The organism is Lewinella sp. IMCC34183, assembly GCF_003390915.1.
Classification (GTDB): domain Bacteria; phylum Bacteroidota; class Bacteroidia; order Chitinophagales; family Saprospiraceae; genus Neolewinella.
In genome coordinates, this window is the sequence record NZ_QMEM01000001.1 from 989557 (window position 1) to 1005387 (window position 15831).

7 protein-coding genes are annotated in these 15831 nt (G+C 64.7%); all 7 read right to left on the bottom strand.

All coding sequences use genetic code 11. The annotated features are described in order from the left end of the window. Positions 1 to 33: 33 nt before the first annotated feature. Positions 34 to 1161 carry a glycoside hydrolase family 88 protein gene (locus tag DQG19_RS04125; RefSeq protein WP_116124926.1) on the bottom strand — a complete coding sequence of 376 codons (1128 nt, stop codon included), beginning with the start codon at positions 1159 to 1161 and terminating at the stop codon, positions 34 to 36. Between the two features lie 39 nt (positions 1162 to 1200). Beyond that, positions 1201 to 4842, bottom strand: coding sequence for a DUF4450 domain-containing protein (locus DQG19_RS04130; protein ID WP_157974301.1), 3642 nt, complete (start codon positions 4840 to 4842; stop codon positions 1201 to 1203). 44 nt (positions 4843 to 4886) lie between these two features. Continuing rightward, on the bottom strand, positions 4887 to 7829 hold the full coding sequence (locus tag DQG19_RS04135) for a glycosyl hydrolase (RefSeq protein ID WP_116124928.1): 2943 nt from the start codon (positions 7827 to 7829) through the stop codon (positions 4887 to 4889). Positions 7830 to 7892: 63 nt separating this feature from the next. Beyond that, positions 7893 to 9449, bottom strand: coding sequence for a sialate O-acetylesterase (locus tag DQG19_RS04140; RefSeq protein ID WP_116124929.1), 1557 nt, complete (start codon positions 9447 to 9449; stop codon positions 7893 to 7895). 41 nt (positions 9450 to 9490) lie between these two features. Further along, positions 9491 to 11008, bottom strand: coding sequence for a RagB/SusD family nutrient uptake outer membrane protein (locus DQG19_RS04145; protein ID WP_116124930.1), 1518 nt, complete (start codon positions 11006 to 11008; stop codon positions 9491 to 9493). Positions 11009 to 11025: 17 nt separating this feature from the next. Beyond that, on the bottom strand, positions 11026 to 14163 hold the full coding sequence (locus tag DQG19_RS04150) for a SusC/RagA family TonB-linked outer membrane protein (RefSeq protein WP_116124931.1): 3138 nt from the start codon (positions 14161 to 14163) through the stop codon (positions 11026 to 11028). A 266-nt stretch (positions 14164 to 14429) separates the two neighbouring features. Further along, a complete protein-coding gene (locus DQG19_RS04155; RefSeq protein WP_116124932.1) occupies positions 14430 to 15461 on the bottom strand; it encodes a GntR family transcriptional regulator in 1032 nt (343 codons plus the stop codon). Positions 15462 to 15831: the final 370 nt, after the last annotated feature.

Below are 15831 nucleotides of genomic sequence, written 5' to 3' on the forward strand. Positions count from 1 at the left end.
TGTGAGGTGGGCTTGCCACCGATTGATGCGTGGTTAGCGGGCCTGCAGGCGGTAGATCTCCGATCCCGCCAGCAGGAAGGCGCCGAGGCCGTAGTCCTCGAAGTCGGGGATCTTCTCGTAGCTGAGCGGCTGCCCGTCCTTGGGTTCCTTACCGGTACTCTGTACGTAGCCGAGGAATCCGTTGTCGTGCAGGCTCTCGTTTACCAGGGCGTTCCAGCCGCGGCGGAGGGCGGGGAGGTAGCTGTCGCGGTCCAGTAGCTTATGGTTGATGCCCCAGGCCATGCCGTAGACGAACATGGCGGTACCCGAGGCTTCCGGGCCGCCGAAGTGGGTAGGATCGTGCAGGCTGACGTTCCAGAAGCCGTCTTCCCGCTGCACCTCCTTAAGCGCGCCCATCATGTCCCGGAAGTCCTGAATGTACTCCGCCCGGTGGGGATTGTCTTCGGGGAGGATTTCGAGTACGCGTGCCAGGGCCATCACTACCCAGCCGTTGCCGCGCGACCAGTAGCTGTCCTCGCCGTTCGGCTCGGTGTAGGGTGGGTCGAAGTCCGCGTCGCGCCACCAGAGCTTGTCTTCCGGATTGTAGAGGCCGTTGCCGCCCTCTACCATTTTGGTGTGGTGGTACATTTCGTACATGCGCTCGAAGTAGGCCGGCTCATCGTACAGGACGCCGAGCTGGGCGAAGACCGGCATGCCCATCTGGATGGCGTCGATCCACGTCCAGTCATCCACCCGGTCGGTGCGCATCATGCTGTCGACGGAGGCACGGATGGCCCGGGCGCGGACCGGCTGGGGGTCGATCTCGTAGAGCTCGAGGTAGGTCTGCCCGGCAGCCTGGTTGTCGGCGTTACGGGTGTAGGTTTCTCCGTCGCGCAGGTCCCACTTGTGGAAATCGGCCCAGTCGGTCGCGTAGCTGTAGTATTCGGGCTGCGGGTCGATCGCGTAGAGTGCCATCAGTCCTTCGTAGTAGACGGCCCGGGTCCAGATATTACTGGCCCGCGAACGGTTAGTCACGATTCGCTTGCCCGTATCCGGCCACTTCTCCATGAAGTAGGCGTTGGCGCGGCGCATCTGCTCCAGGGTAGTATCGGGCGGAGGTAGTTCGGCCGGGCGGTGACAGGTACAGAACAAAAGGGGCAGAAGAACGAGGAGGTATTTCATGGTACAATTTTTGGTGTCTTTGGCGAACGGTGAGGGAGACTAGTCGGGGCGCAGGAGCGTGGCCGCCAGCAGCCCGATCACCACGTCATTGGCGAGGGTGCGCAGGGTAAGTGATTGCAAGGTTTTTCCGGGGTTCAGGGGTAGGTCGAGTACGGTGGCCGCCCCCCCGTCGATGCCGGTTTCGGAAAAGCCCTTGATTGACACGTATGCATCGAAGTCGGTGGGCACCTCCCCCGTTTTCAGGTGGACGCGCGGCGGCCGCGGCCGTGCGGCGCGGAAGGCGTAGCCGTCGAGGTAGTAGTCCTGCTCGATCGGCACCCAGGTATCGGGGTTACGCAGCGGCAGCCGGCTTACCGTGCCGTCGGTGTAGCGGATCGTCACCTCCCCGTTATCGAGCTGGCTCTGCATCGGATTAGTAGAGCCGGCCAGCAGGAAGTAAGCATGCTCCGCCCGACCTTCCAGCGGCACCGTAAGAGAATCGGGGTAATAGTCCCACTGCGAAGTGAAGGCGATGTTGCGCGTGTCCGGGTCGTCGGCCAGGCGGAAGGGCAGGCCGGAGGGCAGCTTAAAGACGTTATCGTCCCCCGCCGCCGCCAGTAATCCGGAATCGTCAATGTTCACCACCACGTTGGGGTAACACCAGTTGCCAATACCGGTGACCGGCAGCTGCACCGTCGGTGAGCTTGGTCGCGGCGCGTAGTACACCGGCTGGAATATGTCCGTCACCCGGGCATTGACGTAGCGGGTGGGATCAAGCAGGTCCATCCTGGACCCGGGCGGCAGGGAGCCCGACCAGTCCGTACGTGCCACCGATACCGCCCCCCCCTCCGCGCCACGTACCTGCAGAATCGTGGTCCCGTACGTGGGTCCCGTACTTTCGGCGGCCAGGTGCTCTTCCCCGCCCGGCGGCAACCGAAGGTCCCGCAGCGGCCGCTCGCTTCCCGGTCCGGCAAACAGGCTCACGTCGCGGGGTTCCGGGCTGTGGTTGGTGATCGTCCAGCCGGTAGCGGTCGCTTGCAGGTCGACCGGGGGTACGACCGTCACGGTCACGGCTTCCCACCAGCGCGCCCCGTCCTGCCCGACGGCCACGAAGAAGGTTTGCTCTCCTACGGTAGTACCCACGGTGCCCGCCAGCGTGTCTCCCGTAACGCTGATCCGTTGCCAGACCCCCGCCGGGTCGTATACGTCACGAATATTCAGGTCACGTTGCGGCCAGCTGTACCCGGTACGCGTAAGTAGCTTATCCCCGAGGTTAAGTCCCCCCCACCCCACGGACCGGTAGCGGACCTCAATACGCGCCGCTCCGCCAGCGGCAAAACGTACGGATAGCAGGGGGCGGCCCACCGCCTCTGTTTCCTGCTCCCATTCCACGGGCAGGCCATTCATGATCACCGCGGCTACGGGGCCCCGGGGGGCAATATGCAACTCACAACTGTCCAGTCCGGGCAGTTCGGCGGAGAGTTCGTAGCGGTCGGTCCTGCCGGTCCGTTCAAAAGCGAAGGTGAGGTCCGGCGTCGTCAGGGCGGCGTGGTCCCACGCCGCCGGGAATCCGGGCGCGATCACCAGCCGGCCGTGCAGGAGATCGGGGCGTATGCCGTAGAGTCCCTCGATGGTGGCTCGCGTCACCATTGCAATGGGGTCGGCGAAGTCGCGGTAGAGTTCCCCGCGAATGGCATCGTAGAAGGACAGCTGCTGAAACGACCCGGGGGAAGCACCCAGGTACATGCTCTCCATCAGCGCGCTCTTCCACAGCCGGTGGGCCGCGTCCGCCCGCCCGACCCGCCAGTAGGCCAGGGCGGTGTGCATTACCTCGGCCAGCGCGACGTTATTCACCGACCAGGTGTACGGCAGCCAGTTGGAAGTCGATATCGTATAGAGCGAGGTGTCCGGCAACCCGCGTGCGCGGATCGGGATCCGGGGGATTTCCCGGTCCACGTACCGCGTCATCCGGTAGGCTTGGAAGGGGTCCGGCACCTCACTGTCCAGGGCGTGGTACATGGTCCAGACGGCCGGCGACCGGTGCAGCATCCGCAGGCCCAGCAGGTCACGGTACTCGGCGTACATGCCGGCGTCGTCCATCCAGAGTTGCTTGTTGAGGGCAACATGAATCCGGTCGGCCTCGGTGCGGTAGGGGGCGGGGTCTTCCCCCAGCAGGGTGGCCAGTTCGGCGGCGCGGCGGTTCGCATAGTAGTGGTAGGCGGAAGCGTGGGTGACGCCGCCCCCGCTGTACTGCACCGCGTCGCTGGCCCAGATGCTGCAGTAGGCATCGTAGAGGGCATCGTTGTCGGCGTCGAAGTTGCGCTTCTCCCAGCTCAGGTGCCGCCGGATGACCGGCCACATTTCCCGGGCCATCTCCAGGTCACCGGTCCAGTCCAGGTGGCGCAGCAGCGCATCGATGTACACCTGGTTCATATCGTAGTGGTGGGCCCGCAGCCGCTCCCCGCCCGGGTAGCGGGAGATGTAGCCCTCGGTAAACACGGCCGTGCCGAGCTCCTCGACCTGCCGCGCGAGATTGCGGGAGGTATCCGGCACCACGGGCCCGTCCGGCGGGGCGGTCAGCTGGGATTTGGCGTAGGCCTCGAAGTGGGTACGCCCGCGATCGTGCCAGCCCAGGGGATCGGCCACGTAGGCACCCCGCCAGCCGACCAGCTGCTGCCGCCAGGCAATGGCACCGTGGTGGTAGGCGGGGTCCTCCCAGATGCCGTCGGCCGCGATGCCCAGGGCCCCGCCCAGCGTATTGAGGAAGGAGTCCGGGGTAGTAATGGTTACCCGATCCGCGACCAGCTTACGTGCCGTATCCGCCTGCGCAAAGAGGCCGGGCAGCAGGGAAGCCGGTGTCACCGCGTCCTCCGTCCCCATACGGATCACGCCGTACTGCCACTCCGCCCCCGGCCGGACGCGGGCGGCCAGGACCGGCAGGCTGTCGGACGATGATGACCACAGGGCGGCCGGGCTTTCCTGCTGCGTGGCATCCACCAGGCGGAGGATGCTGCCCGGAGGCACCGCCCCCGTCAGCGCGTTACGCGGCACCTGCGCGCCGTCGCCCCGGGCCGGATAGTGCAGGGTGAAGGTGGATTCCCGTAGCGTGAAGTCGTTGTTGCTGCAGTGTTCCGGGTCCAGGTAAAAGACCGATTCGGGGTCCGCACCGATGTCCCCCTCCCGGCTGAAGCGCTCATTGGACGCCCCGCCGAAGGCCAGGAGCAGGTCCGCCGCCGGCTGCCCGCCCTGGCTGCGGAAGCGGTAGATCAGGCCGTCCGTTTCCCGGAGGGCCAGCACTTCCAGTTCCAGGCGCGCGCCGCCCAGCAGGGGATCGGCGATCGCGTAGCGCATTATGCCCGGGTCGTAGGTAGTCCGAATGTCGTCGGTCTCGATCAGCCAGCGGCTATCCCTGCCCAGCAGACCGAAGCGCAGCGTACCGGCCAGCCGCGGGCGGTACAGGGCCACCTCGGGCAGGTCACCGGCCTCGACCCGGAAGCCGCTGGGGCCGCCGTAGAGGGCGCGGTTGAAGCGGCGATCCCCGTTGCGGATCACGATCGCGCGTCCGTCCGGCCGGTACCGCAGGCTGCGCTCGATCCCGTGCCAGTAGTCCTCCGCCGTTTCCTGGGCGCTCACCGCCGCCGCCCCGCCCGGCCAGAGCGGAAACGACAGAAGGAGTAGCAGGTAAACGGGCAACGGACGCAAGGGATACGAATTGGGAGTTGGGGGTGGAGGAGCGGCCGGAGGAACTATTCCTCGCTTTCCGCCCGACTGGCGATCAGGGTGACTGGTCCGGCCAGGCCGGCGGGCACGGGCTCCCAGTGGGCCGCATCGAAAATACCCAGGGGCCCGGTGTTTTCGCGGAGGCGCGGGGGGAAGTTGGTGTTGTAGAATTTCTTCCAGAATACCCGGTCCCGGTCCAGCTTGATGATGCGGTTGATCATCCGGTTGGACACCTCGACCCGAAGCTGATTCGATTCCCGCAGGCGGTCGGTGGGGAGGTACACCCTGTACGTCGGCCCGATCAGGGTGGCCACCAGTTCATCGTTAAGGTAGACGCGCGCGGAGCTGTACACCTCTCCTAGGTCAAGCGTGTAGCCCGGGGCGTCCCCAACGGGACGTGCGAAGGTGGTCTGGTAGCTGCCGGTACCGGAAAAAAAGCGGTAGGCGTCCCCCTCCTGGCTGGTCCACGGTTCCGGCTGCGGGAGGGCCACGTCGCCCGGCAGCTCGGCGCCGCCGGTCACGAAGGTCAGCGACCAGGGACCCGCGAGCGCGGTTTCGGGCCCGGAGCCGTCCATATAGGGCCAGGGGGCATCGGTCAGCGCGGTGGGGGTGACCCATACCAGGGCCGTAGCTCCCCGGTCCAGTTCCATCCGTAGCTCCAGTCCGCCGTCGGCGGTGGTGCGGGTACGCGCCAGCCCGCGCCGGCCGGTCATGGGATCGTAGAGGACCGCCGCTTCGCCGGCGGCGGTAAGGGGAACCCAGCCGTCCACGTCGTCATCCGACCAGTTCGTAACCACGTACAGCCGTCCGTCGCGGTACCGCTGCCGGGCGAACGTCAGCCCGTGGGTGACCATTTTCTCCGACTGAATATCCATTTCGGCGAGGGTGGCGTGCAGGTCATCGGTCACGATCACCCGGCCCTTGCCAACGGCGGACGTTTCGGTCGCTCCGGACAGCTCGCCCAGTAATTTCTTCAGCCGCGCTTCCCGCGCCGCGCGGTCGTGCAGGCCGGGCACGGAAGCGGGCAGGCCGCCCTCCATGATCACCGTAGCGCCGCCCCGGGCGAGGTCCAGCAGCGCCTTCAGCGTAGCCTCCGGCATATATCGCGTGGCGGGCACCACGACGGTACGGTAAGTAGCGCCGCCCTCGGTGCGGATCCCGTCCGCGTACTCCGTAGCGGCCAGCTGCCGGTCGGAGATGAAGTCAAAGGTATAGCCGTCGGCCAGCAGCTCTTCCCCGATTTGGGCGACGGCGGTCGTATCCAGTGCCGCCCCGTGGCCGTCGAAGTGCTGTAGCAGTTCCCTTCCCGGCATCGCGAAGCGGTCGTAAATCGGGAAGTAGAGCAGAATATCGTTGTCGGTTTCGCTCTCCTGCAGCAGCGACTGCACGCGTCCAACGTAGGTATTCACCGCGCCCAGGTCTTCCCACATGGAGTGCCGCCGGTTGGCGTGGAAGGCGGCGTAGAACAGGCGCCCGGGGTAATCGTCTCCCGCCGGCGAGTAGGCGTTGCCGTGGTACACGAGGTGGTTCACGCCGTTGACCAGGTAGCCGTCCAGGTTACGTTTCAGGTCGGACCAGTCGGACACGAAGTGCTCCCCCAGCCAGGTCGCGGCCTCGGCGCTCACCAGCGGCTTGCCGGTGACGTGGGCGGCCGAGGTGGCAAATTTGATGCGCAGGGGCTCGGTCCCCTCCGTTTCGGGGATGTCGGAGGCGGCGTACAGGTCCAGGATACTGGCCGGGGAGCCGTGGGCCTGGTTGCGGATGCGCGCTCCGCGCTCCGTGGCCCAGCTGCCCCACTCGCGGGTGAAGGTTTCCAGCAGGAGCTCGGAGAAGGTTTCGCGTACGTCGGAGAGTACCCGTACGTGCTGCTCGCTCGCCGTGGTATCGAAGAGTTCCGGCAGGTGCTGCCGTAAGTCGTAGCCGCGCTTGTCGCGGAATCCCTGAAAGAATTCCGGTGTCCAGTTGGCCTGTCCCGACGCGTCGTCTACCTCGTAGCTGTCGTTGAAATAGGCCCGCAGCCCACCCGTCACGTGACCCGCGAAGGCGGTATCGAAGCGGGCCAGGTAATGGCGGATGGCGGGGGTCGAGAAGTGATCGATCACGTTGCCCTCTCCGCCCGGGGCCGCCCGTTCCACCATCTTGCCGTGGAGCCCCTCGAAGAGCGCGTACAGCGTCCATTTGCCCGCCGGGGCGGTCCAGTCTAGCCGCCCGTCCGGGCCGACGCGGTCCGTCAATTCCTTGGGTTCCCCCTTTTCGGGATACGCCATCAGCGACACCAGCGGCAGCGCTTCCGAAAAGCGCACCTGGTCGAGCGCCAGGCCCTGCAGGTCCTGATTGGCCCCGATATCGCGGTTCAGATCGTCGAGGGTCACGCTTCGGGCATCCCGCAGTACCGCCGCCGTATCAAGTTCGGCCATCTCCCGACCGCTCGCCTCCGCGGCGCGGTAGAGGGCCAGCGCGCCGTTGGTAATCCGGCGCAAGATTGGTTCCTGGGTATAGGTGATCGGCTCGGTGAGGCGCTCCCCGCCGCTGAGTTCGTATACGGTGTGGGCAAGGTACTTGCTCGCATCCTCGGAGGTGACCCAGGGGCCACCGAAGGGCCAGCCGGTGCCGGTGGCCATATCGGCCTGCATACCCAGACGGGCTACCTCGGACAGCGTATGCTCAAGCAGAACTACCCACCGCGGGGAAAGGTACTCCACGAAGTCTTCCTCTTCCCCGATCACGCCGAAGATGGGCGTCAGTTCCACCCCACCGAAACCCGCGTCCCGCAGGGCTTCCAGCTCACTAGTGATGCCGGCTTCGTCCACGGCGCTGCCGTGCCACCACCAGCGGGTCCAGATACGGGCGTCGCTATCGGCCTCTGGCCAGTCGAACGGAGCGGGGGAGGCGCCCTGCGCGGGTGCAAGGAGGGGGAGTAAAAGCAGCGGGAGCTGGGTCAGAATAAAAAGACGTAGGTAACGCATCATAGGTTCTTGGTTAGCGAGAGCGGCGGGACACCCGGACGCTGCCCGCGACAAAGGCCGGACGGATCAGCGCCGGCCGTGGGTGGGTCCGGGACGGTCGTCGGTGCGGAAGGGGCCGGCCGGTATGCCGGTTTCATTGGTCAGGTTGGGGTGCTCGGGGTTGTTGTTGAAGGCGTAGCGTACGGCCACCGGTTTCGGCACCTTGGGGGAACGAACGACGATGCGGTCGCGCCCCGCGATGCGGGCCTCCGCCCAGTACCAGCGGCCATCCGCCCCCGAGACGGCGAATTCGCGGGGTGCATCGCCTTCCGTAAGGCGTAGCCCCTCCCCTACCCGGTCGAAGACGACCGTAGCCGCGCCGTCAGCGAAGGTCACGTCGCGGTAAACGGGGCCGCCGGCCGGGACCGCTTCGCCGTAGACGTCGGTGAGGGCCCACCGGGCCAGTCGCTGGCCCACGTCGAGCTTATTGGTAGGGTGGATGTCGTTGGCCTCCCCGACGTCGATGGTCACGATGAGCCCGGCATTTTCCACGTCGTTCGCTACCCGGCGTTGCCGGTCGCGCAGGTGACTCCAGGCCAGGTCCTGCGGTTCCGGATCGGTGGCGCGGAAATTGGGCAGTTGCACGATAGCGAAGGGGAACGCCCCCTGCTCCCAGCGGTCCCGCCACGCGCGGATCATGGTAGTGAGCAGTTCCTCGTACTGTTCGGCGCGGTCCTCGTTGGATTCCCCCTGGTACCAGGCAACCCCGCGGATGGCGTAGGGAATGAGGGGCTCGATCATGTTTCCGTAGATGGAGCCCGCGATACGGTAGTCGCGCAGGGCATCCGGCGTCCGCGGGACCCGCGGCACGCGCGTCCCGGCGGCTTCCGCTGCGTCCCGTTCGGCCTGCCACGCCCGCACCGCCGCGTCGTAGTCCCGCTGCACCTGCGGGCGTTCCGCCGCCCACATCTCCTCGCGGGCGATGGTGGGGGCCAGGTCCTCGTCGGCGGCCAGGTAGGAGCGGGGCGTCCAGGCTTCGGCCTGGGAGCCGCCGTAGGAGGAGTTGATGAGTCCTACGGGAATGCCCAGCTTGCGGTAGAGTTCCAGTCCGAAGAAGTACCCCACCCCGGAGAATTCGGGGACCGTCTCCGGGGAGCAGCGCTCCCAGGTCGCTAGCTTCCCCGGTCGCCGGCCGAAACTGACCTCGCGGCTTACGTTGAACAGCCGGATCTCCGGGTAGTCCGCGGCCTCGATCGCTTCCTGCCCGCCGTCCGATTCCAGGACTCGCCACTGCATGTTCGACTGCCCGGTGAGCAGCCAGACCTCCCCGACGAGGATGTCGGTCAGCACGATGGTATTCTTGCCCGACACGGTGAGGTCGCGGGGGGTGGCGGACGCCTCCATCGGCGACAGGTGTACCCGCCACTTTCCTTCCTCGTCCGCGATAGTCCGTTGCTCCTGTCCGCCGAAACTTACCCGCACCGCTTCCCCGGGTGCGGCCATTCCCCACACCGGTACTACCTGCTCACGCTGGAGCACCAGGTGGTCGGTAAAGATATCGGGCAGGCTGACGGCGGCGGCGAGCGCCCAACTCATCAGCAGTTGCGGAAGGGTAAGCAGTAGGAAGCGGGTGGTGGTGGGCATAGGTCGACAAAAATTAGGAAATCCGGCGGTGGTACGGGCGATCAGTAGCCGGAATTCTGCTCGTAGAGGCCCTGCTTGACGTCAAGCTGGCTCTGGGGCACGGGGTAGACGATGTCGTCCGCGGTGACGGTCTGCATCTTGTTGCTGTCGTCCTCGCGGGCAATGAAGTCGTTCATCACCGAGACCACCCGGCCGGTACGGACCAGATCGTCCCACCGGAGGTTCTCGCCGGCGAACTCCCGCCGACGCTCTTCGAGCAGCATATCGAGGGTGACTCCGGAAACGGGGTCGAGACCGGCACGTTCCCGCACGGCATTGACCGCGGCATCCACGTCCTCCTGCGAACCGGAGGCGCCCTGCAGGGTGCACTCGGCGCGCAGCAGCAGGACATCGGTATAGCGCATGATCGGGTAATTGAGCGACCAGTCGAAGCGGTCGCCGCCCGCCATGGAGACGTCGGTAAACTTGTCGAAAAACTGGGCGTCGACTTCCTCTCCGTTGCCGTTGACGTAGTTGAGCAGGAAGGTCTCCGCGACGCGGAGGTCACCCTCCTCGTAGCTGTCCAGCAGGTCGTCGGAAACTCGCTTGGTCCCGTCGCCGGGATTACCGCCCGGGAAGGGCAGGTTGACGCGGGCCCAGCCTTCGTCGTAATACTCGGTCGGGTAGTAACCACCGGCCCCGACGCCGCCGGAGATGAACTGTACGTCCCAAACGATCTCGGAGTTCCCTTCGTTGTCGTAGGCGAAGATGGCCCCGTAGTCGTCCAGGGGGGCGAATTGCCCGCTGTTGATGATCGCGTCGAGTTGGGTGGCGGCCTCGTCGTACTCCCCGGTGGCGAGGCAGGGTCCCTCCGGGTGCAGCACGGGGCCCGACCGGGTCAGGTACACCCGGGCAAGAATGCCCCGGGCGGCCAGGGAGGTGGCGCGGCCGCGGTCCGTCCCCGAGTAGCTTACCGGCAGGTTGTCCACGGCGAATTGCAGATCGGACAGGATCAGCTGGTAGACATCGGCCACCGGCGCGCGGGCAATAGTGAGCGCCTCGTCGGGGGTCACGAAGGATTCGAAGAGGGGCACCCGGCCGTACCACTTGACGAGGTCGAAGTAGTAGAACGCGCGCAGGAAGCGGGCTTCCGCCTCGAAGCGGGTGGCTAGGTCCGCGTCGCCGACCACGCCGCTGTTTTCGGCCAGCTGGTCGAGCACCGTATTGGCCCGCATGATGGCGTTGAAGTTGAGGTTCCAGGCCCGTTCCACCGATCCCAGGGTAGCCAGGGTCGGCAGGAAGTTGTTGATGGCGTTCCAGTCGCGCACCCCGGATTCCCCGGGGGCGTAGATGTTGTCGGAGCGGGATTCGTCAAGGATCACGTACATGGCCGGGTAGTCGCCCCCACCGGATACCCCGAGGCTGGCGTATACGCCGTTGATGGCCTGCTCGAAGTCGCCGGCGCTGGCGAAGAAGCCGTTGCTGCCCACTTCGGAGATCGGGGCCAGGTTGAGTTCATCCTCGCAGCCGGTCGCCAGGCTGAGGGTAAGGAGTAGCAGAATTAGCTTAGTATGTTGCATGTCGATCGGGGTAAGGGTTAAAAGGTGAGGTTCAGGCCGAAGGTGATGGTCTTCGACAGCGGGAAGGCACCGTAGTCGTCGCCACTGCTGTTGATCGCCTCCGGGTTGTACCCACCGTCGTACTTGTCTCCCCCGAAGTAGTTTTCGATGTTGGTGAAGATGCGCGCTCCGCTGACGCCGCGGACGCTGACCACCCGCCCCAGGTCGTACCCCAGAGTGATGTTGCGTACGCGCCAGTAGTCGCTGGGATAGAGCCAGTCGGTATTTTTGATGCGGCCGAAGGAGGAGTACGCCTTGCCGCGCAGTCCGGCTCCCGGATCCTCGGCGCTACGCCAGCGATCGCGGTGCAGCCCCAGGGTATTTTCCACGAATCCCATGCCGGTGCGGTCCAGGCCGCGGCCGAAGGTGGAGTAGATCTTGCCGCCCCACTGTCCCTGAATGAGCACGCTCAGGTCGAATCCCTTGAAGGAGAAGCTGTTCGTGATCCCCCATACGTAGTCCGGATTGGGGTGGCCGGAAAGCACGCGGTCGTCGGGATCGATGACGCCGTCGCCGTTGGCATCCACGTAGCGGGGATCCCCCTCTTCTTGGTTGCCGTAGAGGGCCACGCCGGCTTCGATGTCGGAGCGGCTCAGGATGCCGTCCTGCTGCACCACGTACAGGCTGTACATCGGCTCGCCTACCTTCAGGATGTTGTGCGCGATGTCAAAGGCACCGCCCAGGATGGGCGTATTCTCGGGACCGAGTTGCACGACCTCGTTGCGGTTGTGGCTGAAGTTCAGGTTGGTGGTCCAGCGGAAGTCGCCCGTCAGGTTGCGGGTGGTGAGCTCTACCTCCCAGCCCTTGTTGAGCACTTCGCCGATGTTGGTCAGTGCCGAAGAGAAGCCTACCGCGGTAGGGATCGGAATGCTGAGCAACAGGTCGGAGTTGCGCTTCGTGTAGTAGTCAAAGGAGGTGTAGATCCGGTTTTCGAAGAAGCCCAGGTCCAGTCCCACGTTGACGGTCTCCGATTTTTCCCAGCTGAGCGCCGAGTTGGCAAAGTTGCCGGGCACCTGCCCGGGGGCCAGGGCCCCGCCGAAGCTGTAGTTGTCAAAACCCAGAATGGCAACGTGGGAGTAGTTGCCGATGCCGTTGTTGCCTGAGATGCCCCAGCTCGCCCGGAGCTTGAGGGTATTGATGAGGGGTACGTTCTGCATGAACGCTTCCTCGGAGACGCGCCAGCCGGCGGATACCGAGGGGAAAACGCCCCATTTGGTCTCGGGACCGAATCGGGAAGAGCCGTCGCGGCGCAGCGATCCGGTAAGCAGGTAGCGGTCCATCAGGTTGTACTGTACCCGGCCGAAGAAGCTTACCAGCGTATTGCGGGTCTCGGCGGTGTACGTGCTCGAGGGGTTGATGTTGGCCGCGTTGAGGGTGGTGATCACCTCCGAGTTGAAGCCGCCGGAAGTACGGATGGCGAAGTCGTCAAACTTCGAGGTGTTGTAGGAGGTACCCAGCACGGCCGACACGTTGTGGATGCCGCTGAAGGTGCGGTCGAGCGATACCGTATTCTCGTTGACGAAGGTCTGCCGGCGGTACCCGGAGTAGCTGCCCCCGGCGGTGCGGTTGCGCGTCACAAAGGCCGGCGTGTAGCTTTTGCGGGTCTCGTCGGAGTTGTCCAGGTTGAAGGAGGTACGAAACTGGATGCCGTCCGCCAGGCGGTACTCGGCGAATAGGGTACCGATGGTGCGGAAGATCTTGGTGTCGCCGATGGAGTTCTCGATCACGCGGACCGGGCTCGGGCGGGAGGCTCCCCAACGGTACACGTCGTAGGGGCCTACGTTGGCGTTCAGTCCGACGGTGTCTTCCACCACCGGAGCCATACCGGCCGCAATGTGCATCTGCTGGTCCTTGCCCTCCACGCCCGGATCGCTGGCGATGGAGTACGAGGGCGCCACGTTCACGCCGAGGGTCAGGCGGTCACTGGCGGAAACTTCCAGGTTGGCCCGCGCCGAGTACTGCTTGTAGCCGACGCCGATGGCGATGCCCTCGGAGTCGAGGTAGTCGCCGCTCACGTAGTAGCGTACGGCGTCGTTGCCCCCGCGGGCGGAGAGGCTGTGGTTCTGAATGGCGCCGGTGCGGAACATCTCGTCCTGCCAGTCCACGTAGGTGAGCCCCGGGTGCCCCGGAATGGCCCACCGCTCGTCCTTAATCAGGTTGTTGTTGAAAGCGCCCAGGATGGCCAGCCGCTCGGCGGAGGTCTGGTCGGCGGTACGCCCCTCGCCGGAAGTGACCCAGTTGTGGTCGATCACCTCGGAGGCCCGGTCCACCCACTCTTCGGCGGAGAGGACGTCGAGCTTCTTAGCCGTGTTGTTGAAGCCGTAGCTGGAATTCAGCGAGATCTGGGCCTTACCCTGCCGGCCCTGCTTGGTAGTAATGAGCACTACCCCGTTGGACGCCCGGGAGCCATAGATCGCCGCGGCCGCCGCGTCCTTCAGGACCTCGATCGACTGGATGTCGTTGGGGCTGATGTTGTCGAGCGGGTTGCCCTGCCCGAAGCCGCCGCCGCTGTTCTGCCCGGCCACATCGAGGGGAAAGCCGTCGATTACGTAGAGCGGCTCGTTGTTGGCCCCGATCGAGCCGGTACCCCGGATCTGGATGCTGAAGCCGGCACCGGGCACCCCGCTCGTTTGCTGGACGCGCACGCCGGCCATTTGCCCCACGAGGGCCTGGTCTACCCGCGTCACCGGCCGCTCGATGAGGTTCTCCGCGTCGTAACTGGCGATGGCGCCGGTCACGTCCGCCTTCTTCTGGGTACCGTAGCCGATCACGACCACTTCGTCCAGCAGCGCCCCGTTACTCAGGCTGACCGTGATCGCGGACTGCCCGGCGATGGAGACCCGCTGGGCGCTGTACCCGGTATAGGAGATTTCTAGTTCCTCGGCGCCGTCCGGCACCTCGATCGAGAAGGTACCGTCCAGATCCGTTACCGTTCCGAGGCTGGCTTGTCCGGGAACTACCACGCTGGCTCCGATGAGCGGGTCGTCGGTTTCTTCATCGTAGACGGTGCCGGTCACCGTTCGCTGGGCGGAAAGCCCCCCGGCGGCGGTGAGCAGGCCGAGCAAGAGGGCCGCCCACGCGAGGGACCTCGAGAGTTGGGTAAAGCGTGTTTTCATTGCATGTCGAATTTAATCCGGTTGCACAAACGGTGCCTATTTTCCCGGAATCAAAATATAATTTGAATACAAGTTACTTTGACACCCATTAACAACTGTTCCGCACTGTTCTTGCGAATTTTGTCCTCGCCCGGCTTTCCGGTCCCTGCCAGCGGGTACGAAAGCCGGCTCCCGGGGTACCGGTATGCACCGCCCTACCCCGCATTACCGCAACTGCGGTCCCGCCGGGGCATCCACCATCGGGGGCGCGTCCGCGGGTGCGGTGGTCACAGGGAATTGCGCAACTTGACGTGGAAGGGATTGGCGATGTGCTCCTTGCGACCGTCGCGGATAAAGCTGGCGGCGGTCTTGCCCAGCAGGTAAAAGTCAGTGGACACCGTCGTGATACCGTCCAGGAGGATCTCCTTCATCACCGTCTCGTTGTAGGAGATGATGCCGATGTCATGCCCGACGCGTACCTCCTGCTCCTTGGCGCGCTTGATCAGGGTGACGAGGTCATCCTCCATCAGGCATACAAAGGCCGTACCGGGCTGCAGGGCGCTTTTGGTGATGTCCGGCACGATAGTACCCGTGAAGGCGTATTCGGCACAGAACCGCAGGAATCCGTCACGGATCGAACGCGGGTGATAGGTATGTTTTGGAAAAATAAGGGTCAGGCGGTCGTACCGGACCAGCTCATCCCGGAGTTCGGTAAGGGCCTGGAAGATATCGCGCTCAAAATCCTGGTAGATGCTGGCGTACGCTCCGCCCAAGCCTTCGACCTTCTTGTCGAGAATCACCAGCCGGTCGGGCGGAATTTGCCGGATCACGTCCAGCGCGTGCTCCCCGCCCTCTAGGAAATGGCTGATGAGCACGTAGTGGGTGTAGTCCTCCTGCAGGCACTGTTGAATGATGCGCTTGAAGAGTTTGAAGTCGTTGTTGTAAATGTGAAAGTTGATGCTGGCCGTCTCCCCGAGGGTTTCCGAAAAGGCGTCGTAGATGATCTTCTTGTGCGCGCTCAGCTTATTGAAGAGCAGCAGGATACGGGGTCGCTTGCCGTTCTCCTTGGCTTTGACGTAGTAGCCCTTTCCCGGTACGCTCTCGATGATCTGCTTCTTCTTCAACAGGTCGTAGGCCCGCACGATCGTAACCCGGGAAATGTCGAGCTCGACGAGGAGGCGGTTGACCGAGGGCAGGCGGTCACCGACCTGCAGCAGGTCGTCCTCGATCGCATGGCGGATCGAATTGACGAGCTGGAGGTACTTGGGGGTCTTGGAGTAGTCATCCAGTACGATCTTCCAGTCGGTCGGGGTTGCCATAGGGTGCGTATATAGGCTGCTTGCCGGGGGGCGGTGTCGGCTACCCTACCGGAAGTTGTAAAGTAACGGATGGATTCGGGTTGACACAATTTGGCCGCCAGTCGGAAGCCGCTATCGCCAGGGATACCCCTCGGACAAAGCAGGCCAACCGCACCGCTTTAAAAAATCTCCTGGGATACGTAGATTTACGAAGACTCACTAGCTAACACCCATTCACCGACGCGTATGCGTTGCCGGCATAGTCACGCTGTTTAGCGCCTGGTCAGCCGTTGCCTTCCCCGCCTTCTCCCATCACCTTTTACTGCCACGCCCCCGTTCCCGCCGGTCCGGAGGTCATTTTCCGCCACTCACCTCATTTAACAAACTTCCT